Origin of the sequence: Streptomyces hygroscopicus subsp. hygroscopicus (genome assembly GCF_030269125.1) — a bacterium.
In the GTDB taxonomy this organism is placed as follows: domain Bacteria; phylum Actinomycetota; class Actinomycetes; order Streptomycetales; family Streptomycetaceae; genus Streptomyces; species Streptomyces hygroscopicus_C.
This window is the reverse complement of the sequence record NZ_BSSM01000007.1, coordinates 281,377-307,482: the sequence shown is the minus strand read 5'-3', so window position 1 is coordinate 307,482 and position 26,106 is coordinate 281,377. Positions and strand designations below refer to the sequence as shown.

Below are 26,106 nucleotides of genomic sequence, written 5' to 3'. Positions count from 1 at the left end.
CCCTGCGGCACACCGCGGGCCAGGGTGCCCGCACCGATCGTCAGGGTCCATACCCGTGCGGTGAGGCGAAGATGAACAATATTCAAAAATGGCCAAGGCGTCCCCGGACAACTCGGGCGCACGCCTCACACCCCTCCGAACAGCGCGTTCAGCCCGCGCTCCACCGCCGTCCCCATGTCCTCCCGGCCGGCCGCCACCACCTCGTAGCTGCGCACCAGGAAGCGGCGCAGGGTCGCGGTGGGGAACTGGAGCAGGGCGAGGCCGAAGGGCGAATGGAACTCCACCACGGTCCGGGTGCGGCCGTACGGCCAGATCTGGACGTCGCCGTGTCCGGCCGGGGTGCGCAGGCCCTGGTCCAGCAGGGACCGCGCGAAGGTCCAGCTGACGTCCTCGCCCTCCAGCGCCGCCTCGGCCGGGAAGTCCACGAAGACGGCGAGCGGGTCGCCCGTCGTGTAGCGCAGGGTGGCCGTAAGCGGGATCTCCCGGTCCTCGGCGGTCACGAGCCGGGCGAGGGCGGGCAGTTCGATGGTGGTCTCCATGCCTTTATGGAGTCCGCAGAGGCCCTTCGCATGCCGCCAAATCCGGTCAGAGTTCGATGGGTACAGGCCGGTCCCGAACAGCGGGGAACACCAGAGCGACGAACAGACGCTTGACCGCCTCGGCCGGGGGTCTCGGCGCAGGACCGTCGAGTCCGTCAACTCCCGTAGATTGTCTACGACTTGATCGTCCGACCGGGCATGTCGTGGACGCCCGAGGATCACCCCGGGGAGACTCTGGCATATGCCAGAAGCACCACCGTATCGTGTGTTGCCAAATCCCTTACGGGGCCTCCCGTGCTGTGCGACAGTCGTTACGGTCCCCGTCCCGCCTGGCCCTGCCGTCCCTCTCGTTCGGAGTGCGAAATGCCGTCCCCAGTCTCCGCGGACCGCTCGGCCGCCCAGCCCCCCGGCCGTGACCCGGTCGAGGCGTTGATCACGCAGGCGCGGCGGCTCAAGGGCGACGTGGACGCGGTACGACGGGACGTCCGCCATGACGACACGGACCCCGAGGAACGCTGGCAGCGCGCTCTGTACGATCTGGCGCTGCATCAACTGGACGATCTCGACGCCCACTTGGCCCAGTTGCGGGACGGACCGGAGCCCCCGCCCACCGCTCCCGCCGAACCGGCGGAGCCCGCGGCAGCGCTCACCGTGCGGCCGGCACCGGCCGGCACCCCGCGCGGCTCGCTGCTCAGCCGGGTGGGCACCGCGGAGTGGGATCTGCTGACGGACGGGGCGACCTGGTCCGAGGAGCTGTACCGGATCCTCGGCCGCGACCCGGCCCTGCCCGCCCTCACCCTGGACGAACTGCCGTCCCTGGTCGTGGAGGAGGACCGCCCGAAGCTGACCGCGATGGTCACCGACTGCCTCATCGACGGCAGGCCGATCGACGGCGAGTTCCGGGTGCGCCGCCCCGACGGCGCCGTGCGGACCGTGCACATGATGGGCGAGCCGGTGCTCGGCCCCGATGGCGGCACCGTCTCGATGTGGGCCGTGCTGCGGGACGTCAGCGCGCTGCGCCACAGCCAGCGGACGGTGCACGAGACCCGCGACTCGCTCCAGCGGCACCAGCAGCGGGAGCAGACCGAGCACCGGGTCGCCACCGAGCTCCAGGAGGCCGTGCTGCCGCCCTGGCGCGGCTCCCTGCGCCCCCCGCACCGGGGCCCGCGGACCCTGGACCTCGCCGCGCACCGGCTGCCCGCGGACGGCGGGGCACCGATCGGCGGGGACTGGTACGACGCCCTGGAACTGGCCGACGGCGAGACGCTGCTCAGCGTCGGCGACCTCACCGGGCACGGGGTGGCCGTCGCCTCGGGCATGGCGACCCTGCTCGGCGCCGTGCGCGGCATGGCGATGGCCGGCACCCAGCCCGGCCGGCTCCTGGCCCTGCTCAACCAGTTGCTCGACGCCACCGTGCACCCGGCCCTCGGCAGCGCCGTCTGCTGCCGCTACCGGGCCGCCACCCGGACGCTGGTGTGGGGGCAGGCGGGACACCCCGCCCCGCTGCTCTACCGCGACGGGACGGGGTGCGCGCTCGACGCCCCCGAGGGTGTGCTGCTCGGCGCCACCCCGGGCGCCGTCTACGGACAGGCCGAGGTGAGCCTCGTACCCGGCGACCTGCTCCTGCTGCACACCGAGGGCCTGGTGCCCGAGGACGGCGGACCGGCGGCCGTGGACCGGCTGCTCGGCCTCGCCCCGCGGTTCGGCGAGGCCCGGGACGCACGGGACTGCGTGCGGGCGCTCGTCGAGGAGTTCGGCGGGGCCGGACGGGTGGACGACGCGTGCGTGCTCGTCGCCAGGGTCACGGCGTGAGCCGACGCCACCGTGCGGACGTGGGCACCCTGTGAGTCGGCCCGGACGAGCCGATGCCTACGAGCCGGCTCCATGAGTCGGCCTGGATGAGGGAACGCGGCGTGCGGCCCCCTACACCTGCGCGCTGTTCGCGCCCTTGCTCCTCGGCTTGGGCAGGGCGAGCCTGATCTCCTCCCGCAGTTCATGGATCTTCGGATAGCCGGCGTACTCCGCGGTGAGCCGGTACATCTCGCGCAGCCGGTCCCAGGTGCGCCGGGAGGAGTTCGCGCCCATCGACATCAGCGCGAGCCGCGCGTAGCGGTCGGCTTGTTCGGGATCGTCGGCGATGAAGCAGGCCGACGCCATGGAGAGATGGTCGAAGATCTTCGAGCGCTCCCGGCCGTCGACACGCAGGGCCAGGGCCTTCTGCGCGAAGTGCTGGGCGTGCACGGCCGCGTCCGGGTCGAACTCCGCCAGCGTGCGGTAGGCCAGGGCCTGCATGCCGTACAGGTCCTCGGCCTTGAAGGTCTGCATCCAGTCCAGGGGCTCGCCGTCGTCCCGGTCGGCGACGAACAGGTCCTCCGCCCGACCCAGCGTGCGGCGCATCGCCTGACCCTTGCCCATCGACGCCTGCGCCCACGCCTCGATGGTGTGGAACATGGCCTTCGTGCGCGGCTGGAGGCGGTCGCCACCGCCGGACTGGGCGAGCTTCATCAGGTCCAGCGCGTCGTCGGGCCGGCCCAGGTGGACCATCTGGCGGGCCGCCCGGGACAGCGCCTCGCCGGCGCGCGGCCGGTCACCGCCCTCCCGGGCGGCGTGCGCCGCGATGACGAAGTACTTCTGCGCCGTGGGCTCCAGGCCGACGTCGTGCGACATCCAGCCCGCGAGGACGGCCAGGTTGGCGGCGACGCCCCACAGGCGCCGCTGGAGGTGGGGGGGATGGTGGTAGGCGAGCATGCCGCCCACCTCGTTGAGCTGTCCCACCACCGCCTTGCGCTGGAGTCCGCCGCCACGCGCCGCGTCCCAGGCGCGGAACACCTCGACGGAGCGCTCCAGCTCCGCGACCTCCTCCGAGCCGATGGGGGCGGCCTCGTAGCGGTCGAGACCAGCGGGGTCGGGGTGCAGGGGGTCGGCGAGGTCGGGGCCGTCGGCCCTGAGGACCGGGTCGGTCTGCAGCCAGTCGTGCATGGCGCTGCTGAGTGTGGATCCCGCGGCGAGCGCGGCACCCGCGCCCACCAAGCCGCGTCGGTTGAGCATGAGGTCCATTCCCGTGAATTCGGTGAGGACCGCGGCGGTCCGCTCGGGCGCCCACGGCACTCCGTCGGGATGTTCCTCGATCCCGTCGCCCTGCCGTTTCCCTGCCCGCCCGTGGCGCACCAGACCGAGGTCCTCGATGGTCACGACACGGCCGAGACGCTCGGTGAACAGTGCCGCCAGCACCCGTGGCACGGGATCGCGCGGGATCTCTCCCATGTCGATCCACCGCCGGACCCGGGAGGTGTCGGTCGCCAGCTGGGGATGGCCCATGGCCGCCGCCTGCCTGTTGACCAGTCTCGCGAGTTCACCCTTCGACCAGCCGGCCAGGCCGAACAGGTCGCAAAGGCGGGTGTTGGGTTGTCCGCTCACGTCAAGCCCCCAGGTTCTCGGCTGAGTTGACAGTAGCCGGGTGCGGGTTGCCGGGCGACTATTCGCCAGGGTTCGCCAGGGTGCGCCAGATGGTGTGCCACGGGGCATCGGGTGTCAGGTAGGAATGCGCCACCCCGACCCGGTCCCCCCGGGGGCATTCCCCAGGGTGCGACCGGGGGCCGGGCCGGGTTGACGCGAGGACTTCACAGGCAGGCACCGCAGGCAACGAAGGGATCTGTATCTCCCATGTACGCGGCATCGTCCTCCGTGTCCGCCCCGCTTCGGCCGTTGCGCCCCCGCCCGGCGGGCGGCGGACCGTATCTCGACCCGGCGGTGCGTCCGGGCGGCCCCGTGCTGGGCGCCCCCCGGCCCCGGCGGATCCCGGGGCAGGCCGGCGTCCCACCGCTCAGCGGGAGACTCGACCTGTCCGGCCCCCAGGGCGCCCCGCTGCGTACCGCGATCGCCGCGGTGCAGCGGATCTGCCCGGAGTTCGCGCCGGTCCAGGTGCTGCGGCGCAGCGCGCGGTCCGTGCTCTTCGTGGGCACCACCGGGCGCAGCACGGCCGTCGCCAAGTGCCTGCTGGACCACACGCCGTCGGGGGCCGAGCGGAGCCGCCACGAAATAGCCGTATACCGCTCGTTCGTCCGGCACCGGCCCCCGGTCCGTGTGCCCCGGCTGATCGCGGCGGATCCGGACAACTGCACCCTGGTGATCGAGCGGATGCCCGGCCGGGTGGCGGCACTTCAGCGGCATCCGATGGAGGCACCGGCGCGCGCGGACATCCGCGCGGCGCTCGGCGCGGTCTGCCGGGTGAACGCCTGGCGGCCCCCCGCCGGTCTGTTCGACATGCCGCTGGACTATGTCGGACAACTGTCCCGCTACCACGAGTTGGGGCTGCTCACCGACCGGGACCTCGGGGACCTCCAGAAGCTGCTGCACGGCATCGCGCAGGAGGTGGGCCGGGGCGCCATGCTCCAGTTCTGCCACGGCGACGCCCTGCTGTCGAACATCCTGCTGTCCCCGGCGGGTCCGGTGCTGGTGGACTGGGAGCACGCGGGCTGGTACCTGCCGGGCCATGACCTGGCCACGCTGTGGCTGGTGCTCGGCCAGGCCCCGGCGGCCCGGCGGCAGATCAGCCAGATCGCCCAGTCGGCGGGGCCGGCCTCCCGGGACGCCTTCCTGGTGAACCTGATGCTGCTGCTGACGCGCGAGATCCGCCGGTACGAGACGGCCGTGCAGCGTTCGATGCAGGACCCGGCTCCGGCGGTACCCGGCCCGGCCCACCCGGGCGCCGTGCCGTCCGGCGAGGAGCAGCGGCTGCTGCTGCGGCGGCTGCACGACGACTGCCAGATGGCCCGCAAGGCGGTGCGTGCGGCGGTCGGCACGCGCTGACGAACGACTGCCCGCGGTGCGCCGGAGTGGGGCGCGCCGCGGGCTCTCGCGCGTGCGGGGGCGGCCGCCCGGCGGAACCGTTTCGGCGGTACGACCGCGGCCGGGTGCCGCCGCCAGGTCCGTGACCACGCACCGGAACCCATTGGTCTACTCCACTGACGCCCCGCAGGCCCGGCCACCGCCGTCGCGAAACTCGCCGAAACCCGTCGTGACGTGGGAAATCTCGCTGGCGGCTGCATCATTGACGGATCGTCGGCCAGCCGATACCACTGACCCAGCTCGGCCCCGCACGCCCCGCCACGCCCGCCCGTCACAGGAGGCCGCATTGCGAGGTTCCGCCCCCGATTCCCCGTCCACCCCCGGCCACAGACATCTGAAGCGGGCCGCCGTGCCGCTCGCCGCGGCGGCCCTGCTGCTGCCGCTGTTCGGCGCCGCGCCCGCCCGGAGCGCCCCGGACTCCTCCCCGGACCGGTTGCAGTCGGCGTTCGCCTCCGCGTCCGCCGAGTACCACGTGCCGCAGAGCGTGCTGCTGGCCGTCTCCTACCTCCAGTCCCGCTGGGACTACCACGGCGGCGCGCCCAGCGTCTCCGGGGGCTACGGCCCGATGCACCTCACGGACGCCCGGACCGCGCTCGCCACCACGGAGCACTTCGCCGGCGGCGCCGAGGACGCCCGCGGCGACAGCTCCCGCCCCGCCCCGCGCCCCGAGGTCCGGGTGCCGGCCGACTCGGCGGTCCCGGCCCGGCTGGAGACCCTCACCCGGGCCGCGGAGCTGACCGGCATCCCGCCGGCGAGGCTGCGCACCGACCCGGCGGCGAACATCTCCGGCGGCGCCGCCCTGCTGGCCGCCGCGCAGAAGCAGCTGGGCGAGCCGTTCGGCGCCGACCCGGCCGACTGGTACGGCGCGGTGGCCCGCTTCTCCGGCGCCGACGACACGGCGACCGCGGCGGCGTACGCGAACGACGTGTACGACGTGCTGCGTACGGGTGAGCGGCGTACCACGGACGCCGGGCAGCGGGTCGTCCTCGCCGCGGAGCCCGGACTCGCGCCGGACACCGCGCAGCTGGCGGACACCGGTCTGCGCACCGTCACGGACGAGGGCGCGGAGTGTCCGAAGTCGGTGTCCTGCGAGTGGCTGCCGGCCGCGTACGCGGAGTTCGGCGACGGCGACTACGGCAACCACGACCTCGGCGACCGGCCGGCGTCGGGGCAGATCAAGTACATCGTCATCCATGACACCGAGGGCGCCTGGGACGGGGTGCTGAACCTGATCCAGGACCCGACCTACGTGTCCTGGAACTACACCATCCGCTCCACCGACGGCCTGATCGCCCAGCACGTCAAGGCGAAGGACGTGGCCTGGCACGCGGGCAACTGGGACGTCAACGCCCGCTCGATCGGCATCGAGCACGAGGGCTTCCTCGCCGACCCGGACGCCTGGTTCACGGAGGCGATGTACCGGTCCTCGGCGCGGCTGGTGAAGTACCTGTCCACGAAGTACGGAATCCCGCTGGACCGGCAGCACATCCTGGGCCACGACAACGTGCCGGGTCCGACCCCGTCCACCGTCCCGGGCATGCACACCGACCCGGGCCCCTACTGGGACTGGGCGCACTACTTCCAGCTGCTCGGCCACCCGTTCAGGACGACCGCGGGGAAACAGGGCGGCCTGGTGACGATCCGGCCGCAGTACGACGCCAACCAGCCGGCCTACACGGGCTGCGCCACGGCGGGCGAGCCCTGCGCGGCGCACGCCTCCAGCGAGGTGCGGTTGTACGCGGACCACGATGCCGCCGCGCCGCTGATCAAGGACGTCGGGCTGGGCAAGGCGCCGACCATCGACGTCAACGACGTGTCCTCGCGGGTCTCCACCGGCCAGCAGTACGCGGTCGCCGATCACTGGGGCGACTGGACGGCCATCTGGTACCTGGGGCAGAAGGCCTGGTTCCGGAACCCGCCCGAGCAGCCGACGGCGGTCTCCGCCAAGGGGCTGGTGATCACCCCGAGGGAGGGTCTGGCCGGCATCCCGGTGTACGGCCGTGCCTACCCGGAGAAGTCGGCCTACCCGGCGGGGGTGCCCGCGCAGTCCGTGGTGCCGCTGCCGTACACCATCCCGGCTGGGCAGAAGTACGTGGTCGGTGACGAGATGCCGGGCCAGTACTACTACTCGGTGACCTTCACGCCCGACTCGCACCAGGTCGTGCAGGGCGACGACCTGTACTACGAGATCCAGTACGGCCACCGGGTCGAGTTCGTCCGTGCGGCGGACGTGACCGTGGAGAACTCGGCCGGCTAGACGCGGCCGAAGGCCTCAGCCCTGCTGGAAAAGCTCCGCCGGGAGCGGCTTCAGCAGGGCGTACAGGTCGTCGGTGATGGGCCGGTCCCAGGCGGCGATGGTCACGAGGACGCCGTCGCTGCGGTCGAACTGCACGCAGGAGATCCGGCTCTCGGAGAGCTTCAGACGGCGCACGATCAGGAGGTTGTCGCCCTGGAGGACGGGGGTGTCCTCGGTGCCGACGACGGTGACCTCCTCGTCGTTCTCCAGCGCCAGCAGCAGCTGGCCCACCTCGAAGGGGATCTCCTCCTCGGCCACCTCGCGGGCCGGGGAGCCCTGCGGCAGATTGCCGATGATCATCGCGGGGCCGCGGCCGCCGAAGAGGTCGTAGCGCAGGAAGACACCCTGGCAGGTGCCGTCGGGCGCGGGCAGCAGACCCGCGCCGAGATTGCCCGGCCAGTCGCCCGGGTCCATGGCCAGCACGTCGAAGTCGGGCCCGGCGGGAGTGGCACTGCGGCGGCGGAGGAACGACATGCCGCCATGGTACGTGCCCGGCCAGGGCTGGGTGACCTGCGGGCACCCGGTGGGGGAACGGCGCAGGAGCCTGGCGGACGCCCGGCGCGCGGGACCTGGAGTTGCCCCGCTCCCCCGACGGCCGCCCGGTGATCGGATGGCGGGAGAAACCCCGGGGCGCCCGGCGCGAAGCGGCCGGAGTGGTCCGCGGTGGCACGCCCGGCCGGTCCGTGAGGCCGGACAGGGCGTGCGGGGCCGGCTCCGACGGGACGGGGCGCGAGGTGGGCCGCATCTGTCCGACCGGGCGCGTGGCCGGGTGCCTGCCACGGCGCCCGCTGTGCGGGCCGCCGGCGCCGCGCCCGCACGGCGTACGGGCGAACGCCCGCACCGGGACACCGGCGCGGTCCCGGACGGCGAACCGCCCAGCCCGCTCGCACGGCGGGTACGGGGGCCGCTCACCCCTCCGCGGGGCTCGGCGGCAGCACCGCGACCGGGCTCGCGGCGTGCAGCAGGACGGCCTGGGTCACCGAGCCCATCATGCGGGCCGGGGCCATGAGACGGCGGCGGTGGCGCCCCACGACGACCAGTTCGGCGTCGCGGGAGGCGGCCACGAGGTTGCCGGCCGCGTCGCCCGGCAGGGCCTCGGCGGCGGCGCGGACGCTCGGGTGGCGCTCGCGGTGCGGGGCGAGGAAACCCTCGGCGAGGGTGCGCGTCTCGTTCGCGATGGCCTCCTCGTCGGGCATGGGCGGCACCAGCTGCCCCGGCGCCGACCAGGTCTGCAGGGGCCACGGGTAGGCGGCGACCGCCTGGACGCGGGCACCGCGCAGGGCCGCCTCGGTGAAGGCGAAGGAGAGGGTGGCCTCGTCGGGGCTGTCGACGTTCAGACCGACGACCACCCGGGGCCCGGCCTCGGCCGGTCCGTTCCCGTGCACCTCGCGACCGGGCGGGGGTACGACGACCACCGGGCACTGGGCGTCCCGGGCGGCGGCGAGGCTGTTGGAGCCGAGCAGCAGGCTGGCGAAGCCACCGCGGCCCCGGGAGCCGAGCACCATCAGCTGGGCGTCGACGCCGAGTTCGGGCAGCACCGCGCCGGGCGCGCCCTCCAGCGCCACGTACTCCACGGTCTCGGGCGCGCGGTCCGCGAGCCGGGTGCGCACCTCGTCGAGGACCGGGTCGCCCTCGGCCTCGGGCGGCCCGGCCACCAGTACGTCGGCCTGCCCCCAGGCGGCGTACTGGCGCACATGGACCACCCGCAGCGGTGCCGCGCGGCGGCGGGCGGCGTCCGCGGCCCACTCCATCGCGCGCAGACTGTCCTCGGAACCGTCCACCGCGGCGATGACCGGCGCAGCGTTCATGCTTCCTCACCTCCGGAACACGACCTTCTCCCTTGCTGGGGCCAGCCTCGCCCAGGCGACGGCCCCCGCGGGGCGCTGTGGGTCGCGTGTCCGGAAATCGGCGCGCAACACCCCCGGTTCAGGTCAGGCGGGCCGTGCGCTCGCGGGCGGACCCGGTTCCGGTCCGCCGCCCCGGTGGGAGACGGCTCGCCCGTCAGGTGAGGTCGAACTCCCCTTCCCGCGCGCCGGAGACGAAGGCGCCCCACTCCGCGGGGGTGAAGATCAGGGAGGGGCTCTCCGGGCGGTCGCTGTTGCGCATCGCGATGAAGCCTTCGACGAAGGCGATCTGGACATCGCCCATGCCTCGACTGCTGGACCGCCACTCGGCACTGCTGAGGTCCAGGTCCGGCTTGTCCCAGCCCACGAGCGGCTTCTGCTGGGTGGTGCTCTCGGCCACGTCCGTGCTCCTCCCGGTGTCGTCGTCCGCGGGTCAGCCTAGCGACCGCTCCCGGTGCCCAACAGCCCACGTGGAAAGGACGTTGGGCGCTCCGGCGGTTCGGCGCCGACCGGCCGCCCGGCGAAGAACCGCGACCCGCGGGTTCCCCGTCGAGCGCGGTGACGCCGGACTCGGCGAGCTTCCAGCCTCGCCCTCCTCCGCGAAGCCGAGGTCCTCCAGCCGCTTGGTCTCGTACCGGGAGAACGGCACGCACCTCCCGACGGCGTCGACGTCCCGGCGCGGGTCGGTGATCCCCGCCTGCCGGTAGACGTCGGCCTGCGCGCTCCCGTCCGGCCCGCGGGGAGACGAGGTGCGGTCGAGCCGGGCGGGGGCGACGGTCCCGGTGACGGGTTCTCGAACTCCCCGGAGAACGTGGCGGGTTGCGCCGGGGGCCGTGGTACGGCTCGAAGCAGGCGACGTCGGTGACGGCGCCGGTGCGCTCGGCGGCCCAGCGGACGCGTACCCGCATGCCGGTGGCGGACGGTGCCGGGGCCGGGGGCGTCGGGGGCGTGGAGCAGGGCGGTGTCGGCGCGTCGAGGCGGACCGGGGCCCAGGCGGACGGCCGGCGAGGGGGGCTGCCCTGGGCGGGGGCGTGGTTCCGGGACCGGTGGTGACCGTGCCGGTGGGGGCTGGGGCACCGTGTCGTGGAGTTCCTCGGCGATGTCGCGATCGTACTCCGCGGGCGGACGAGGACGCGCCCCCCGGTGGTGCGCACCTCGAGGAGGACCCGTTCGCGCGGGCCGGCGAGGAAGGCGCGCTGGACGGGGCCGAGGGAGCGAGGGCGGAGGGGTTCGGGGTGATCAGCGGCAGGCGCCGTATCCGGTGCGGGTGGCGGGCCGCGCGGAGCACGGCCAGGACGGCGCCGGCGGCGTGGGCGAGCGGGTCCACGCGGTCGAGGCCGAGGTGCGCGCGCCACGCCTCCACGTCCTCGACCCTCCGATCGCGTACGTCGCCGGGTCGGCGGCGACCGCCGACCGCCGAGGCCCCGAAGGTCCGGCAGGGCGAGGCTGCGGTGCGGGGTGAGGCCGCCGAGGTCGGCCGGGCAGGCGGAGGCCCGCTTCGGCAAGCCGGGCGGGACCGCGAGGGGTTCGCCCCCAGCCCCCCGGGGAGGCGGGCCGGGTGCCGTCGGCCACACTGAAGGTCCGCATGCTCCCGGTCCTCCGGCCCCGGCCCGGCCGCCCGCAACGCGGTTCCGGCCACCGCCTCCCCTCAGGCACCCCTCCGGACGCGCCTCTCCGGCCCCTCCCTCGGAAAATCGCCGCAACCCTCTTGTCGGAAAGCCCCCTGGCCTGAATTACTGGCCCCGAACAGTTCGACCGAATGATCGGTCGTCCGGAATGTACGGTAAGGAGACGTGTCGATGGCGGATGCGCGGGAGCTGCTGGACGCGGGGGAGCGGCTCGGGGCCGAGGAGCTGCGGGTGCTTCAGCTGGAGCGGCTGCGTGCCTCGCTGCGGCATGCCTACGAGCACGTGCCGTTCTACCGGGAGTCATTCGACAAGGCGGGGGTGCGCCCGGAGGACTGCCGTTCGCTCGAGGATCTCGCCCGCTTCCCGTTCACCACCAAGGCGGACCTTCGGGAGAACTACCCGTTCGGGATGTTCGCCGTGCCGAGGGAGCGGATCCGCCGGCTGCACGCCTCCAGCGGCACCACCGGCCGCCCGACGGTGGTCGGCTACACGGAGAACGATCTCTCCATGTGGGCCGACATGGTCGCGCGGTCCATCCGGGCCGCGGGCGGGCGCCCCGGTGACGTGGTACACGTGGCGTACGGGTACGGCCTGTTCACCGGCGGCCTCGGCGCGCACTACGGCGCCGAGCGCCTCGGCTGCACGGTCGTGCCGGCGTCCGGCGGCATGACCGCGCGTCAGGTGCAGCTGATCCAGGACCTGGAACCGGCCGTGATCATGGTGACGCCCTCCTACATGCTGACGCTGCTGGACGAGTTCGAGCGGCAGGGCGTGGACCCGCGTGGGACCTCGTTGCGGGTGGGGATCTTCGGGGCCGAGCCGTGGACGGAGCAGATGCGGCGGGAGATCGAGGAGCGTTTCGCGATCGACGCCGTCGACATCTACGGCCTGTCCGAGGTGGTCGGCCCCGGTGTGGCGCAGGAGTGCGTGGAGACCAAGGACGGGCTGACCGTGTGGGAGGACCACTTCTACCCGGAGGTGATCGACCCCATCACCGGTGAGGTGCTGCCGGAGGGCGAGCGGGGCGAGCTGGTGTTCACCTCGCTGACCAAGGAGGCCATGCCGGTCGTGCGGTACCGGACCCGGGACCTGACACGGCTGCTGCCCGGCACGGCCCGGGTGTTCCGGCGGATGGAGAAGATCTCCGGGCGCAGCGACGACCTGGTGATCCTGCGCGGGGTGAACCTGTTCCCGACGCAGATCGAGGAGATCGTGCTGCGCACGCCGGGCGTGGCCCCGCACTTCCAGCTGCGGCTGACCCGTGAGGGCCGCATGGACTCGCTGACGGTCCGCGCCGAGGCCCGCCCGGACGCCACACCGGAGGCGCGGGACGCGGCGGCCCGTTCCATCGTCGCGGCGGTGAAGAACGGCATCGGGGTGTCGGTGGACGTGGAGATCGTGGAGCCGGAGTCGCTGGAGCGCTCGGTCGGCAAGATCCGGCGGATCGTGGACCTGCGGCCGCGCGACCCCGCGCAGGGGTGAGACGCGGGTCACAGGCGTGACCGTGTCACAGGGGAGCGGGCTGTCTCGTCTCGGGGACGCAGAGCACGAACGATCCCCTGGAGGACACGATGGACGCACGCCTCGACTACGCCACCAGCCCGGTCGCCGGCAAGGCCCTGAAGTACGTCGCCTCGGCGGGCAGGGAGATCAAGGGCTCCACCCTGCCCGCCGCCACCCAGGAGCTGGTGGCGCTGCGCATCAGCCAGATCAACGGTTGCGCCCCCTGCATCGACATGCACACCAAGGACGCCGCCCTGGCCGGCGAGTCGGCGGTGCGGCTGAACCTGGTCGCGGCCTGGCGGGAGGCGACGGTCTTCACCGAGGCCGAGCGGGCCGCGCTGGCGCTGGCCGAGGAGGGCACCCGGATCGCGGACGCGGCGGCGGGCGTCGGCGACGAGACGTGGGCGAACGCCGCCGAGCACTACGACGAGGAGCAGCTCGCCGCCCTGCTGCTCCTCATCTCCTTCATGAACATGGCGAACCGGCTGAACGTCATCGCCCGGCGACCGGCGGGCGACTACGTCCCCGGGTCGTTCCACTAGAGTCCGGGACCGGAGGAACGTGGGGGGTCGGCGTGGACGAGATCGAGGAGTTCGAGGACCTGCGGCCGCTGCTGTTCTCGATCGCCTACCGGCTCCTGGGCAGCGTGGGCGAGGCCGAGGACGCGGTGCAGGAGACCTGGCTGCGCTTCGCCGCCTCGGCCACCCGGCCCACGTCCACCAAGGCGTTCCTGGCGGCCGCGGTGACCCGGGTCTCGATCGACGTGCTGCGCTCGGCGCGGGTACGGCGCGAGGAGTACACCGGCCCGTGGTTCCCCGAGCCGCTGCTCGGCGATCCGTACCAGGACCCGGCGCGGTCGGCGGAGCTGGCCGACTCGGTGTCGACGGCGGCACTCCTGCTGCTGGAACGGCTCAGCCCGCTGGAGCGGGCCGTGTTCGTGCTGCGCGACGTGTTCGCCTTCGGCTTCGACGACATCGCCTCGGCCGTGGAGCGCTCGGAGCCGGCCTGCCGGCAGCTGCTGGTGCGGGCGCGGCGGCACATGGCGGCGGGGCGGCCCCGGTTCACGGCGGACCGGCGCGAGCGGCAGGAGCTGGCGTCGCGCTTCTTCGGCGCGATGCGGGACGGTGATGTCGGCGGGCTGCGCCGACTCCTCGCCGCCGACGTCCGGTTGACCGGGGACGGGGGCGGCAAGGCCCCGCAGCTCTCCCGGCCCGTGGTGGGCGCGGACAACGTGGCGCGGCTGCTGGGCTCGGTCGTCCCATGGCTGCTGACGGCCGAGGTGTCGTTCGAGCCCCGCGAGATCAACGGCCAGCCCGGCGCGGTCTTCCGCGACCGGGCGGGCAGGGTGCTCCAGACCCTGGGCGTCGACATCCTGGACGGGCGGGTCCGGGCCGTACGCGCGGTGACCAACCCCGACAAGCTCCGTCACCTCGGGCCGGTCGCGGACGCCTGGGCGGTCAACGAGGAGGTCAAGCGGGCCCGTCGGCGGACCGCTTGACTCAGCTGTCCCGCAACCCGTCCCGCAGTTCGCGCTTGAGGATCTTCCCGCTGGCGTTGCGCGGCAGCGCGTCCACGAACAGCACGCGCTTGGGTGCCTTGAAGGAGGGCAGCTTCTCGCGCACGTGCGCGACGAGTTGCTCCTCCGTGACCTCGCCGCGCGGCACGACGACCGCCGTGACGGCCTCGATCCAGCGCTCGTCGGGCAGCCCGATCACGGCGGCCTCGGCCACCGCCTCATGGGTGTAGAGGGCGTCCTCGACCTGGCGTGAAGCGACCAGCACGCCACCGGAGTTGATGACGTCCTTCACCCGGTCCACGATGGTGAAGCAGCCGTCCGCGTCCCGCACCGCGAGGTCCCCGGAGTGGAACCAGCCGTCGCGGAACGCCTCCGCGGTCTCCTCGGGCTTGTCCCAGTAGCCCTCGCACAGCTGCGGTGAGCGGTAGACGACCTCGCCGGTCGTGCCGTCGGGCACCTCCCGGCCCTCCGTGTCCACGACCCGGGCCTCGACGAACAGCACGGGCCGGCCACAGGAGTCGAGGCGGCCCTCGTGCTCGGCCGGGCCGAGGACCGTGGCGAGGGGGCCGATCTCGCTCTGCCCGAAGCAGTTGTAGAGGGCGAGGTCCGGCAGGCGCTCGCGCAGCCGCTCCAGGACGGGCACCGGCATGATGGAGGCGCCGTAATACGCCTTGCGGAGCCCGCCGAGGTCCCGGGTGGCGAAGTCGGGCCGGTTGGCCAGGGCGATCCACACGGTGGGCGGCGCGAACACGCTGTCCACGCGGCCCGCCTCGATCAGGTCGAACAGGAGGTCCCCGTCCGGCGCGTCCAGGATGACGCTGCTCGCGCCGACCGCGAGATAGGGCAGCAGGAAGACGTGCATCTGCGCCGAGTGGTAGAGCGGCAGCGCGTGTGCGGGGCGGTCGCCGGGGCGCAGGTCCAGGGCCGTGATCGCGCTCAAGTACTCGTGCACCAGGGCCCGGTGGGTCATCATCGCGCCCTTGGGCAGGGCGGTCGTACCGGAGGTGTAGAGCAGCTGCGCCAGGTCCTCGCAGTGCGGTCCGGGGCCGTCGTGGGGCGGGGTGTCCGCGAGCCGCGCGAGGAAGGAGTCCTCGGCGTCCCGCAGCGGCAGCGACCGTACGCCGTCCGGCAGCCGGCCCACGAGGTCCGGGTCGGCGAGCACCAGGGCGCTGCCGGACTGCCCGACGATGTAGGCCAGGTCGTCGCCGGTGAGGTGGTTGTTGACCGGGACGTGGACCAGTCCGGCGCGGGCGCAGCCGAGGAAGGCGATCAGGTAGGCGTCCGAGTTGTGGCCGTAGACGCCGACCCGGTCGCCGGGGCTGAGGCCCTCGGCGAGCAGCAGCGCGGCCGCGCGGGAGACCGCGTCGTCCAGTTCCTCGTACGTCCAGCCGCGCTCGCCGTACTCCACCGCGACCCGCGCGGGGGTGCGGCGGGCGCTGCGCCGCAGCATCGCGTCGACCGTGCTGCCCTGTCCCTTGCTCATGACCGCAGATCCTGAGGCCCCCGCAGGCGCAGGTCAAGGGCCGGGCGGGACCGGATCGGACCGGTCGGGCGCGGCCCTGCCGACGAAGGCCGCCCAGCCTGCGTTCGTGGAGCGTGGGGTCGCGGACGACTCGGCGACGGAGCCGACACCGCGGGGCCGCTTGTACCCGGCGAGCCGCCGGGCGCGGTGATCGAGCTTGGACGGCACCGGCTCGGGACCCGGGCCGGTGCCGGACCGGGCCGCGCGACTGCCCCGGCCTCCTCGGTGCGGGGCGCGTCCGCGGGGCCGGCGTGGGTGCCGGTCCCGGTGGCCGTCGCTGCCGCCGCTCCGGTGGCCGCCCCGGCGGCCGTACCCGCGGCGACCAGCGGGAGGGGCGAGGCCCGCGCCGCCCGCCGTGACCGTGAGCGAGGCGCGCCGCGTAGGGCCATGTCGATGTCCCCTCGTGCGTCAGGAGGGACGCCTCGCCCCGGTCGTCGTGCGGGACGCCGAAGGCGGCGACCCGGTGCTCGCGCGCCTTGTCCCCGTCCCCGTGGCGGGAAGCCGCCGGTGCTCGTCCGCGTGCAGACGGTGCCCAGCCGGCCGGGCCGGAGCCGGTGGCCGTCGTCGTCCAGGACGGCGAGTTCGCTGACGGGCCGGGCCCCGCCGGCCGAGCCGGGTTTCTTCGGCCGGTCCCCCGCGGCGACGAAGGCGCCGCCGCCCTCCGCACCCGCCCGTACGGCGGAAGGGTCGTTCCTGACGTCGCGTCAGTCCTGGTGGTTCCGGTCGTGCTCCAGCACGGCCATCGCCGCGTTGTGCCCGGGTACGCCGCTCACTCCTCCCCCGCGCACCGCTCCCGCGCCGCACAGCAGGACGCGGGGGTGCGCGGTCTCCACGCCCCAACGGCCCGTGCCCGGCTGGGAGTAGGGCCAGGACAGGGCGCGGTGGAAGATGTTGCCGCCGGGCAGTCGCAGGTCCCGTTCGAGGTCGAGCGGGGTCTTCGCCTCGATGCAGGGTCGGCCGTCGGCGTCGGTGGCCAGGCAGTCGGCGAGGGGTTCGGCGAGGTGGGCGTCGAGCTGGGCGAGGGTGGACTCCAGCAGTTCCTCGCGGACGGCGTCGTTGTCGTGGTCGAAGAGCCGGGCCGGGGTGTGCAGGCCGAAGAGGGTGAGGGTCTGGTAGCCGCGCCCGGCGAGTTCGGGGCCGAGGATGGTGGGGTCGGTCAGGGAGTGGCAGTAGATCTCGGAGGGCGGCGCGGCGGGGAGTCGCCCGGCGGCGGCCTGGGCGTGGGCGGTGGCCAACTGGCCGTAGCCCTCGGCGATGTGGAAGGTGCCGGCGAAGGCCTCGCGGGGGTCGACGTCGGGGTCGCGGAGCCTGGGCAGCCGGGTCAGCAGCATGTTGACCTTGAGCTGGGCCCCCTCGGCGGGTTCCGGGGCCGCGGCTCCGGTGAGCACGGCCAGCTCGTGCGGAGAGGCGTTGACCAGGACGTGCCGGGCGGCGACGACGCCCTCGCCGTCGGCGGTGCGGTAGGTGACCTCGGCGCCGTCGGCGTCGCCGTCGATCCGGACCGCCTCGTGTCCGGTGACGATCTCCGCGCCCGCCGTGCGGGCCGCCGCCGCGAGGGCGTCGGTGAGGGCGCCCATGCCGCCCACGGGCACGTCCCAGGCGCCGGTGCCACCGCCGATGACGTGGTACAGGAAGCAGCGGTTCTGGGCGAGTGAGGGGTCGTGGGCGTCGGCGAAGGTGCCGATGAGGGCGTCGGTGAGGACGACACCCCGGACCAGGTCGTCCTCGAAGTGCTCCTCGACGGCGGCCCCGACCGGCTCTTCGAACAGGGTCCGCCAGGCGGTCTCGTCGTCGACGCGGCGACGCAGTTCGTCCCGGCTGGGCAGGGGCTCGGTGAGGGTCGGGAAGACCCGCTCGGCGACGCGGCCGGTCATGCCGTAGAAGCGCTGCCAGGCGGCGTATTCGCGCTCACCGCCGGTCAGCCGGGCGAAGGCCGCCCGGGTGCGCTCCTCTCCGCCGCCGACCAGGAGCCCGGTGGGGCGGCCCGCGCGTTCCACGGGGGTGTACGAGGAGATGGTGCGCGAGCGCAGCCGGAAGTCCAAACCGAGGTCGGCCACGATCTTCGGCGGCAACAGGCTGACCAGGTAGGAGTACCGCGACAGGCGGGCCTCCACCCCGGCGAACGGACGGCTGGACACGGCGGCCCCACCGGTGTGGCCGAGCCGCTCCAGCACCAGCACGGAGCGCCCGGCCCGTGCCAGATAGGCGGCGGCGACCAGGCCGTTGTGGCCTGCGCCGACGATCACGGCGTCGTACGCGCGGGTTCCCTGGTTCGCGGACATGGTCCTTCGTAACACGGGGTGATCCGGCGGGGCCAGGGGCAGCCGCTTCCCGGCTGCCCGTCCCGTCCGTTCCGCTAGGGAACCTTGTGCGGGGCCGGGCGGGCCGCCGGGCCGAGGCGGGCCGTCGCGCGCAGGATGTGCTTCGGCGGCAGCTGCCAGCGGACATGGGCCGGGATGCGGCGCAGCAGGGTGCCGGTCGTGCGCAGGCGGCGGGTGACGACGTCGGGGGCGGGGGCCGGCCGGCCGTACAGCTCGTGGGCGTACGGCGGGAGCGCGGCGTAGGCGAGGCCCGCCACGCGCCGCCACAGCAGCTCGCGTGCGGGGAGCAGCAGGGGGTGCACCGGAGGGTGCCGGAGGAAGTCGTCCACCACGCGGGCCTCGGGGCCGGCCGCGAGGTGGGGGCGCGCCTCCTCGAAGTACGCGGCGAGTTGCGACCGGCTCGCCGGGACGTCGGCCGGGTCGAGTCCCACCAGCCGGGCACTGACCCGCTGTTCGGCGATGTAGCGGTCGGCCTGGGCGTCGGTGAGCGGGTAGCCGGAGCGGCGCAGCACGTGCAGGTAGGAGTCGATCTCGGCGCAGTGCACCCAGAGCAGCAGGCCGGGTTCGTCGACGCGGTAGCGCTCGCCGCTGCCGGGGTCGGTCGCGCCGAGCACGCGGTGGATGCCGCGGACCCGGGCGCCGGCACGCTCGGCGGCCTCCGCCGTGCCGTAGGTCGTCGTGCCCACGAAGTCCGCGGTGCGCCGCAGACGGCCCCACGCGTCCCGCCGGAAGTCGGAGTTCTGGAGCACGCCGCGCACCGCGCGCGGATGCAGGGCCTGGAGGTAGAGCGCGCGGATGCCGGCGACCCACATCATGGGGTCGCCGTGCAGCTGCCAGGTCACGGAACGCGGGGTGAAGAGACCGGGGTCGCCCATGCCGCCAGTATGACCGCCCCCGCTTGCAAGAATTAGCAGCAAGTTTCATCAACTTCTTGCAGACGCACTCGATCACCTGTTTAACTCAGGCCCTGTTGATCGCAGTTGACGGCCAGCCGGTGGTGCTACCGGCCGATTCGAGGAGTGTCGTGACGGCGCAGACATCCGCCGCCGAATCCGGGGTCCGAGGCGATGACAGCGGGTTCACCCTCCGCGCCCCGGACGGAACCTCGTACCGCGTCGATCTCACCCGTGAGGTGTTCTCACCCGCCAACCCACTGCTGGCCGAGTGCTGCGAGGGGCGCCGTGTGGTGGCCTTCACCGGACCGACCGTCGACCGGCTGTACGGGCGGCAGCTGCGCGCCCACCTGGACGCGCGGCTCGCGCCCGGCACCTGGAGCGTGCACGTGCTGGGCGGCGGCGAGGACCGCAAGCGCATGGAGACGGTCGAGGAGATCTGCGCGCTGGCCAAGGCGGCCGGCCTGGACCGGGGTGGTGTGATGCTCGCCGTCGGCGGCGGCGTCACCTGCGACCTGGTCGGCTTCGCGGCGGCGATCTACTGCCGGGGCGTGCGCTACATCAAGGTCAACACCACCCTGGTCGGCCAGGTCGACGTGGGCGTGGGCGTCAAGACCGGCATCAACGCCCTGGGCACCAAGAACATGCTCGGCGCCTACCACCCGCCGCACGCCTCCCTCAACGACCCCGTGTTCCTCCGGTCGTTGGCCCCCCGGGACATCCGCTGCGGGCTGGGCGAGATAGCCAAGATGGCGATCATCAAGGACGCCCGGCTGTTCCGGACCCTGGAGGAGTGCCCCCAGGTCTTCCAGCGCCCCTGCGCCACCCCGGCGGCGCTCGCGGAGGACGGCCTCGGGCGGCGCGGCGTCGAGGACTACGTGCTGCGCACCTCGATGCGGCTGATGATGGAGGAGCTGTGCCCCAACCTCCGTGAGCACGACCTGGCCCGGCTGGTCGACTTCGGGCACACCTTCGGGCCCGTGATGGAGACGGCCAGCGAGTACCGGATCGCGCACGGCGAGTCGGTCGCCGTCGACATGGCCCTCTCCAGTGAACTCGCCCGCGTGCTGGGGCTGCTGGACGCGCGGGACTGCGCGCGCATCACCGGCCTGATCGACGCTCTCGGGCTGCCCGTCTTCGATCCGGGGACCTGTACGCCCGAGCTGATGGAGCGGGCGCTGAAGGCGTCCTGGGAGCGCCGGGGCCGCCGGCTGCATCTCGTGGTACCCGACGGGATCGGGTCGGCCGTCTTCGTGGACGACCTGGACGACATCCCCGCCGGCGCCCTCCAGGAGGCGCTGGACGCCCTGGCCGCCCGAGCCGGGGGCACCGCCCCCGCCGCGCCGCTGACGGCCGCGTACTGACGCCCCCGACCGGAACTCCCCTTCCCCGCAAGCGCCTTGGAGCCGTACCGCGATGAGTCCTGCCCTGCCGGAGCCGGGTGCCCCGGCGCCCGAGCCCGTCCGTACCCGCGTCACCAACCTGTACGAGGGCCTGCTGCGTGACGTGACCGGCGACCACGGAGGCACCGGCACGATCCGCGCCCACCGCGCCTACCTCGCCGCCGGGGCCAGGGCGCCGATCGCCTTCATCGACCTGGTGGTGCTGCCCCCGGGCACCTCCATCGGGACGCACCGGCACGCCGACGACGAGGAGACGTACGTCATCCTGTCGGGGCGGGGCCGCATGACACTGGACGGCGAGGAGTTCACGGTGCGCGCCGGGGACGTGGTCCCCAACCGCCCCCACGGGGAGCACGGTCTGGCCAACGACGCCGACGACGACCTCCACCTGCTGGTGTTCGAGGCCGGCCCGCTGGGCGGTGCCGGATGACCGGCCCGCGCCAGCGGGAGCTGCTGGAGCGGGAGTCGGCGCACCTCGCGCCCGGCGCCTCCGAGGAGTCCGCGCTGGGCCGCCGCGTGTTCGTGGAGGGCCGCGGCGCCGTCCTCACCGACCTCGACGGCAACCAGTACATCGACCTCGCGGCGGGCACCCTCACCCAGTCGCTGGGCCACTGCCACCCCGAGGTCGTCGCCGCGCTCACCGAGCAGGCCGGGCGGCTGTGGAACGTGCACGACTTCGCCACCGCCGACCGCGCCGCCCTGTGCGACCTGCTCGCCGAGCTGCTGCCGGAGGAGCTGGACACCTACGCCTTCTTCTCCACCGGCGCCGAGGTCGTGGAGGCCGCCCTGCGTGCCGTCGCGGCCGTCGCCGAGCCGGGCCGCAACCGGATCGGGGCGCTGCGCCACGGCTTCCACGGCAAGACGCAGGGGGCCAGGATGCTGGTCCACTGGGACATCGGCCACCAGGCGTTCGCGGGCAACAGCGTGCTGGGCTACTCCCCTTACTGCTACCGCTGCCCCCTGGAGCTGGAGTACCCCTCGTGCGGGGTGCGCTGCGCCTCGCTGGTGCGCCGGCACATCGCGGAGAAGCCGAACGTCTCGGCGCTGGTCTTCGAGCCGGTGCTCGGCGCGGCCGGGGTGATCGTGCCGCCGCCCGGCTACTGGGACCAGATCGCCGACAGCTGCCGGGAGAACGGCGTGCTGCTCGTCGCCGACGAGGTACTCACCGGCGGCGGCCGCACCGGCACCTTCCTGGCGAGCGAGCGGTTCGGCGTCGAGCCGGATCTCGTGACCCTCGCCAAGGGCCTGGCCTCGGGCTTCCCGTTCGCCGCGCTGGCCGGGCGGTCCTCGGTGCTGCGGCACCCCGAGGCCGGGCGCGCCGGGTCCACCGCGTCGACGTACGCGAACAACCCGCTGGGCATCGCCGCCGCGAAGGCCACCCTGGAGGTCGTGCGGCGGGACGCGCTGCTCGCCCGGGTGGCCGAGCTGGGCGCCGTACTGGACGAGCGACTGGCCGAACTGCACGCGAAGTACGAGGTGTTGGGCGACGTACGCGGGCTCGGGCTGCTGCACGGACTGGAGTTCGTGCGCGACCGGACGAGCCGGACGCCCGCGCCGGAGATCGCGCAGGCGGTGTTCCGGCACGCGCTGGACCTCGGGCTGCGCACCGCGGTGGGCGGTCATGTGCTGCGCCTCGCGCCGCCGTTCACCATCGATCGCGCGCTCCTCGAAGAGGGCGTGACGCTGCTCGACCGCGCCCTGGCGCGGGCCACGGGGGACGCGCGGTGATCGTCGCGGAGAACCTGGTCAAGGAGTTCAGGGTGGCCGAGCGGGGGCCCGGCCTGATCGGCAGCCTGAGCACCCTGTTCAGCCGCGAGCACCGGCTGGTCCGGGCCGTGTCCGGGGTGTCCTTCGAGATCCCGGCCGGCACGAAGGCGGCGTACATCGGGGCGAACGGGGCGGGCAAGTCGACCACCGTCAAGATGCTCACCGGCATCATGACCCCCACCTCGGGCCGGGCACTGGTCGCGGGCCTGGAGCCGTACAGGGAGCGGCGGCGCAACGCCGCCAACATCGGGGTGGTGTTCGGGCAGCGCAGCCAGCTGTGGTGGGACCTGCCGGTACCGGACTCCTTCCGCATCCTGCGCCGCGTGCACGAGATACCGGACGCCGTCTACCGGCGCAACATGGCCCTGTTCCAGGAGCTGCTGGACCTCGACGCGCTGGGCAACACACCGGTGCGGCAGCTCAGCCTGGGCCAGCGCATGCGCGCCGAGGTCGCGGCGAGCCTGGTGCACGACCCCAAGGTGGTCTTCCTGGACGAGCCGACGGTCGGCCTCGACCTGGTGCTCAAGGAGGCCGTGCGCAGGCTGGTCAACCACGTCAACGCCGAACTCGGCACCACCGTGCTGCTCACCAGCCACGACATGGGCGACATCACCGCCATCTGCGACCGGGTCCTGGTCGTCAACCACGGCGAGGTCGTGCACCGCGGGACGATGCACGAACTCCTGCGCACCGCCGACACCCGGGCGGTGGTCTTCGAGCACCACGGCGGGCCCGACGAGGCGATCAGCCTGATCGGGAAGGGACTCGAAGGGGCGTCGGCGCGGCTGGTCGACGGCGGACGGATCAGGGTCGAGTACCCGGTGGCCCGTTGGACCTCCCGCCAGGTGATGGGCTTCCTCCTCGACCACTTCGACGTCACCGACTGCGTCGCTCCCGAACCCGACCTGGAGATGGTGCTGCGGCGCATCTACGCGGGGCGGGTGGCCGCGTGAACGCCTCCGCGCTGCGCCGCTACACCCCGTTCGCGGCCTCCAGCCTCCAGTCGCTGCTCCAGTACCGCTCCACCTTCCTGATCAACGCCCTGACCGCCACCACGGCCGTCGGCGTCCAGGTCTTCCTGTGGCGCGCGGTGTACGGGGGCCGGCCGGGCGGGCTGCCCGGCGGCTACGACCTGCCGCGCCTGACGACGTACGTCCTGCTCGCCCAGGTGCTCGGCCTGATGCAGGCCAGCCGGGTGGACGAGGAGGTGTCCGGCGAGGTGCAGCGCGGGGACATCGCCGTGTCCCTGCTGCGCCCGGTCAGCTATCCGCTGGCCCGGTTCGCCGCCGGGCTGCCGGTGTCGCTCACCAACGCCACTCTGGTCGCCGTACCCGTCGTCGCGCTCTACGCGCTGCTGCTGCCGCTGACCGCGCCGACGTGGGGCGGCATGCTGCTCTTCGCGGTCTCCGCCGCCCTGTCCCTGGTGATCGGCTTCGGGGTGAACCTGCTGGTCGGGCTCGCCGGGTTCGTCACCACCAACATCTGGGGCGTGCGCGTCGTCAAGGACAGCGTGGTCGCGTTCTTCGCCGGGCAGGTGGTACCGCTCGCGCTGATGCCGGGACCGCTCGCGGCCGTCGCCCGCGTGCTGCCGTTCCAGGGCATGGTCGACGGCCCGCTGCGGCTGCTGCTCGGGCGCTACGACGGCGCCGCGGGCGCGGCCGTCATCCTCACCGCGCAGCTCGGCTGGGCGGCGGCGCTGTGCGCGCTGGCCGCGCTGGCCTGGCGCGGCGCCGTACGCCGGGTGGAGGTGCTGGGCGGATGACCGCACCGGGGCCGCTCGCGACGGCCGCCCGCTACGCCCGCCTGACCTGGCATCTCAGCGCCGTCAGCGTGCACCGGCTGACCGAGTACCGCATGGACTTCCTGCTCGGCGCGGGCGGCCTGGTGCTGCGGGTGGTGTGCCAGGTGGCGGTGGTCGGCATGGTGTTCCGGCAGACCCCGCGGATCGCCGGCTGGGACTACCACGAGGTGCTGTTCCTGCTCGGCTTCTCGCTGCTGCCGCGCGGCCTCGACCGGATGTTCACCGACCAGCTCTGGATCATGGCACGCAAGTTGGTGCAGAACGGCGAGTTCTTCCGCTATCTGATCCGGCCGGTGCACCCGCTGTTCTCGCTGCTTTCCGAGCGTTTCCTGTACCCGGACGGCTTCGGGGAACTGGTCACCGGAGCCGCCCTGACCTGGTACGCGGCCGACGAACTCGACCTGCGCCTCGGCACCGTGCAATGGCTGCTGCTGCCGCTGCTCGTGGTGTGCGGCACGCTGATCCTCGCCTCGGTCAAGACGCTGTTCGCGTCGCTGGCCTTCTGGACGACGAACAGCTTCCCGGCCCTGTACGCGGCCAACCAGCTGGGGGACTTCTCCGGTTACCCGCTCGACCTGTACCACCCCTCCCTGCGGTGGCTGCTGACCTGGCTGCTGCCCTACGCCTTCACCGCCTACGTCCCCGCCGGCTACCTGCTCTTCGGGCGCACCGGCATGCTGCCCTGGCTGTTCGTGGTGACCGCGGGTGTGGTGACGCTCGCCCTGGTCGTCTGGCACCGGGGCGTCGACCGTTACGAGATGACCGGGAGCTGACCCATGGACACCCTGTTGCCCGGCGCCCCCGCGCCCGCGACCGTCGGACTGCTGCGCGCCGCCCCCTGGATGGACGAGGCCGGGCGCCGGGGCCCCTTCGAGCTGTACGACCAGGCGGTGCTCGGCGAGGTCCGGTTGCTGCTGGTCGCGGCGGGCGAGGGCCGCTGGTTCGTGCCGGTGCTCGACGCCGACCCGGGGCGGTCCGCCGCCGGTACGCAGGCGTTCGACCGGGCGGTGGTCGGCGCGCTGCGCGACGGGCTGCGGCTGCCCACCGGGCGCGGCAACACGATCGAGTTCCGGGGGGCGCCCGCCGCCTACCGGGGCCCCCTGCCCTTCGACCCCGGCTGGTGCTCCAACGCGCTGTCCCTGATCGACCTGGGCGGCACCGCGCACACCCACAAGAGCTACCGGCGGATCGGCACCGGCAACCGGGAGGCCGAGCTGCTGCGCCTGATGGCGGACGGCGGGCGCACCCAGCAGCCGGTGGGCGACTACACGTACGTGGACACGGCGACGGGGGCGCGCGAGCCCCTCGGGGTGCTGTACCGGTTCGCGCGGGGCGAGGGCCTCAACGTGCCGCTGCGGGCGGGGATCAGGGCGCTGTGGCCGCTGCTGGCCGACGGTGTCGAGCCGGCCACGGCGGTGGACGCCTCCCAGCGGGACCTGATCGCGCCGCTGCGGGCGACCGGACTGTTCCTGCGCGACTTCCACCAGGAGCTGGCCGAACGCCTCGGCCCGCACCCGGAGTTCCCCGCCGGGGCGGTCCTCGCGGAGGCCGCCGAACGGCTCTCCCGGCTCACCCCGCTGATCCTCGCCGACACCCGCTACCCGGTACCCGTGCGCGAGGCGGCCGCGACCGGTCTGTCCCGGGAGCTGACCCGCATCGCCGGGCTGCCGGCACGGCCCTGGCCCGCCGGACCCTGCCACGGCGATCTCCACCTGTCCCACGTCCTGCGCGGCGAACGCGCCGACGGCAGCTGGGAGTTGTGCGTCATCGACCTGTCCACTCCGCTCGCCGACCCGGCCGACCCGGCCACCGCGCAGTCGCCGTGGCAGGACCTGGCCGCCCTGACCCGGGGCCTGGAGATCTTCACGGCGGACGAGTTCTCCGACCACGCGGCCGACGTCCTCGGCATGGACCCGGAGGACACCTGCCGCACCGCGCTGCTCCAGGCGGCGGGCGCGCGCCCCGACACGCCCGGCTGGACCGAGGAGAGGCTGGCGGGTCTCGCCCGGCTCCGGCGGGCGGCGGGGCTGTGGGCCGCGCGGGCCGGGAACCTGCTGGCCGACGCGGGTCCGGAGCGGGACGCGCATCCCGCGTGGCGGCTGCTGAGGCTGCGCCGGCTGATCCACGAGCTCGACTACGCCTACGCCCACGACCGCGCCTACCACGCGGCGATCAACCTGCGGCACGCCGTGGAGGCAAGCGGCCTGCCGGCCAGCGGATGAGGA

At 73.8% G+C, this 26,106-nt stretch carries 21 protein-coding genes and 1 pseudogene; 13 read left to right on the top strand and 9 right to left on the bottom strand.

Features of this window, described 5'->3' with window-relative positions:
* Positions 1–125 precede the first annotated feature (125 nt).
* The gene (locus QSK45_RS18435) at positions 126–539 is read right to left on the bottom strand and encodes an SsgA family sporulation/cell division regulator (protein ID WP_285558173.1); all 414 of its coding nucleotides are present in this window, start codon (positions 537–539) and stop codon (positions 126–128) included.
* Between the two features lie 363 nt (positions 540–902).
* Here QSK45_RS18435 and QSK45_RS18430 point away from each other — a divergent pair, with 363 nt between their 5' ends.
* Positions 903–2,351 (top strand): PP2C family protein-serine/threonine phosphatase, encoded by a 1,449-nt coding sequence (locus QSK45_RS18430; protein WP_285558172.1) that lies wholly within the window; start codon positions 903–905, stop codon positions 2,349–2,351.
* A gap of 111 nt (positions 2,352–2,462) precedes the next feature.
* Here the strand turns inward: QSK45_RS18430 and QSK45_RS18425 are convergent, their stop codons facing one another.
* Positions 2,463–3,956 carry a DNA-binding protein NsdB gene (locus QSK45_RS18425; RefSeq protein ID WP_285558171.1) on the bottom strand — a complete coding sequence of 498 codons (1,494 nt, stop codon included), beginning with the start codon at positions 3,954–3,956 and terminating at the stop codon, positions 2,463–2,465.
* A gap of 246 nt (positions 3,957–4,202) precedes the next feature.
* Here QSK45_RS18425 and QSK45_RS18420 point away from each other — a divergent pair, with 246 nt between their 5' ends.
* On the top strand, positions 4,203–5,348 hold the full coding sequence (locus QSK45_RS18420; protein WP_285558169.1) for an aminoglycoside phosphotransferase family protein: 1,146 nt from the start codon (positions 4,203–4,205) through the stop codon (positions 5,346–5,348).
* A 325-nt stretch (positions 5,349–5,673) separates the two neighbouring features.
* Positions 5,674–7,644 carry an N-acetylmuramoyl-L-alanine amidase gene (locus tag QSK45_RS18415; protein ID WP_285558167.1) on the top strand — a complete coding sequence of 657 codons (1,971 nt, stop codon included), beginning with the start codon at positions 5,674–5,676 and terminating at the stop codon, positions 7,642–7,644.
* A 15-nt stretch (positions 7,645–7,659) separates the two neighbouring features.
* Here the strand turns inward: QSK45_RS18415 and QSK45_RS18410 are convergent, their stop codons facing one another.
* The 4 genes and pseudogenes from QSK45_RS18410 to QSK45_RS18390 all read right to left on the bottom strand — a co-directional run.
* Positions 7,660–8,157: a glycosyltransferase family protein gene (locus QSK45_RS18410; RefSeq protein WP_111583711.1), complete on the bottom strand. Its 498-nt coding sequence runs from the start codon at positions 8,155–8,157 to the stop codon at positions 7,660–7,662.
* 434 nt (positions 8,158–8,591) lie between these two features.
* Positions 8,592–9,491 (bottom strand): universal stress protein, encoded by a 900-nt coding sequence (locus QSK45_RS18405; protein ID WP_285558162.1) that lies wholly within the window; start codon positions 9,489–9,491, stop codon positions 8,592–8,594.
* A 193-nt stretch (positions 9,492–9,684) separates the two neighbouring features.
* Complete coding sequence (locus QSK45_RS18400; protein ID WP_285558160.1) at positions 9,685–9,927, bottom strand: DUF397 domain-containing protein; 243 nt, start codon at positions 9,925–9,927, stop codon at positions 9,685–9,687.
* A 339-nt stretch (positions 9,928–10,266) separates the two neighbouring features.
* A pseudogene (locus QSK45_RS18390) lies at positions 10,267–10,744 on the bottom strand (OB-fold domain-containing protein); the annotation flags it as partial.
* Between the two features lie 582 nt (positions 10,745–11,326).
* Between QSK45_RS18390 and paaK the strand changes: the two are divergent.
* The 3 genes from paaK to QSK45_RS18375 all read left to right on the top strand — a co-directional run bounded on the left by paaK (position 11,327) and on the right by QSK45_RS18375 (position 14,156).
* Positions 11,327–12,637, top strand: a complete 1,311-nt coding sequence (paaK, locus tag QSK45_RS18385) for a phenylacetate--CoA ligase PaaK (protein ID WP_285558158.1) — start codon at positions 11,327–11,329, stop codon at positions 12,635–12,637.
* Positions 12,638–12,726: 89 nt separating this feature from the next.
* Entirely contained in the window at positions 12,727–13,200 is a 474-nt protein-coding gene (locus QSK45_RS18380; RefSeq protein ID WP_285558156.1) for a carboxymuconolactone decarboxylase family protein, read from the top strand.
* A 32-nt stretch (positions 13,201–13,232) separates the two neighbouring features.
* The gene (locus QSK45_RS18375; protein WP_285558155.1) at positions 13,233–14,156 is read left to right on the top strand and encodes an RNA polymerase sigma-70 factor; all 924 of its coding nucleotides are present in this window, start codon (positions 13,233–13,235) and stop codon (positions 14,154–14,156) included.
* Between the two features lies 1 nt (position 14,157).
* Here QSK45_RS18375 and QSK45_RS18370 read toward each other — a convergent pair whose 3' ends face one another.
* The 3 genes from QSK45_RS18370 to QSK45_RS18360 all read right to left on the bottom strand — a co-directional run bounded on the left by QSK45_RS18370 (position 14,158) and on the right by QSK45_RS18360 (position 18,892).
* The gene (locus tag QSK45_RS18370; RefSeq protein WP_285558154.1) at positions 14,158–15,657 is read right to left on the bottom strand and encodes an acyl-CoA synthetase; all 1,500 of its coding nucleotides are present in this window, start codon (positions 15,655–15,657) and stop codon (positions 14,158–14,160) included.
* Between the two features lie 743 nt (positions 15,658–16,400).
* A complete protein-coding gene (locus QSK45_RS18365; protein WP_285558152.1) occupies positions 16,401–17,978 on the bottom strand; it encodes a phytoene desaturase family protein in 1,578 nt (525 codons plus the stop codon).
* Between the two features lie 74 nt (positions 17,979–18,052).
* Positions 18,053–18,892: an oxygenase MpaB family protein gene (locus QSK45_RS18360; protein ID WP_285558150.1), complete on the bottom strand. Its 840-nt coding sequence runs from the start codon at positions 18,890–18,892 to the stop codon at positions 18,053–18,055.
* Positions 18,893–19,041: 149 nt separating this feature from the next.
* Here QSK45_RS18360 and QSK45_RS18355 point away from each other — a divergent pair, with 149 nt between their 5' ends.
* From QSK45_RS18355 to QSK45_RS18325, 7 genes are read left to right on the top strand one after another with little or no spacing between them, the layout of a single operon-like run.
* Positions 19,042–20,274, top strand: coding sequence for a sedoheptulose 7-phosphate cyclase (locus QSK45_RS18355; protein ID WP_285558148.1), 1,233 nt, complete (start codon positions 19,042–19,044; stop codon positions 20,272–20,274).
* A 52-nt stretch (positions 20,275–20,326) separates the two neighbouring features.
* The gene (locus tag QSK45_RS18350; protein ID WP_285558147.1) at positions 20,327–20,743 is read left to right on the top strand and encodes a cupin domain-containing protein; all 417 of its coding nucleotides are present in this window, start codon (positions 20,327–20,329) and stop codon (positions 20,741–20,743) included.
* On the top strand, positions 20,740–22,041 hold the full coding sequence (locus tag QSK45_RS18345) for an aspartate aminotransferase family protein (protein WP_285558146.1): 1,302 nt from the start codon (positions 20,740–20,742) through the stop codon (positions 22,039–22,041). The genes QSK45_RS18350 and QSK45_RS18345 overlap by 4 nt, the downstream gene beginning before the upstream one ends.
* Entirely contained in the window at positions 22,038–23,033 is a 996-nt protein-coding gene (locus QSK45_RS18340; RefSeq protein WP_285558144.1) for an ABC transporter ATP-binding protein, read from the top strand. The genes QSK45_RS18345 and QSK45_RS18340 overlap by 4 nt, the downstream gene beginning before the upstream one ends.
* Positions 23,030–23,842, top strand: a complete 813-nt coding sequence (locus tag QSK45_RS18335) for an ABC transporter permease (RefSeq protein WP_285558143.1) — start codon at positions 23,030–23,032, stop codon at positions 23,840–23,842. The genes QSK45_RS18340 and QSK45_RS18335 overlap by 4 nt, the downstream gene beginning before the upstream one ends.
* A complete protein-coding gene (locus QSK45_RS18330; protein WP_285558141.1) occupies positions 23,839–24,654 on the top strand; it encodes an ABC transporter permease in 816 nt (271 codons plus the stop codon). Before QSK45_RS18335 ends, QSK45_RS18330 begins: the two co-directional genes overlap by 4 nt.
* Before the next feature lie 3 nt (positions 24,655–24,657).
* The gene (locus QSK45_RS18325; protein ID WP_285558139.1) at positions 24,658–26,103 is read left to right on the top strand and encodes a hypothetical protein; all 1,446 of its coding nucleotides are present in this window, start codon (positions 24,658–24,660) and stop codon (positions 26,101–26,103) included.
* Positions 26,104–26,106 lie beyond the last annotated feature (3 nt).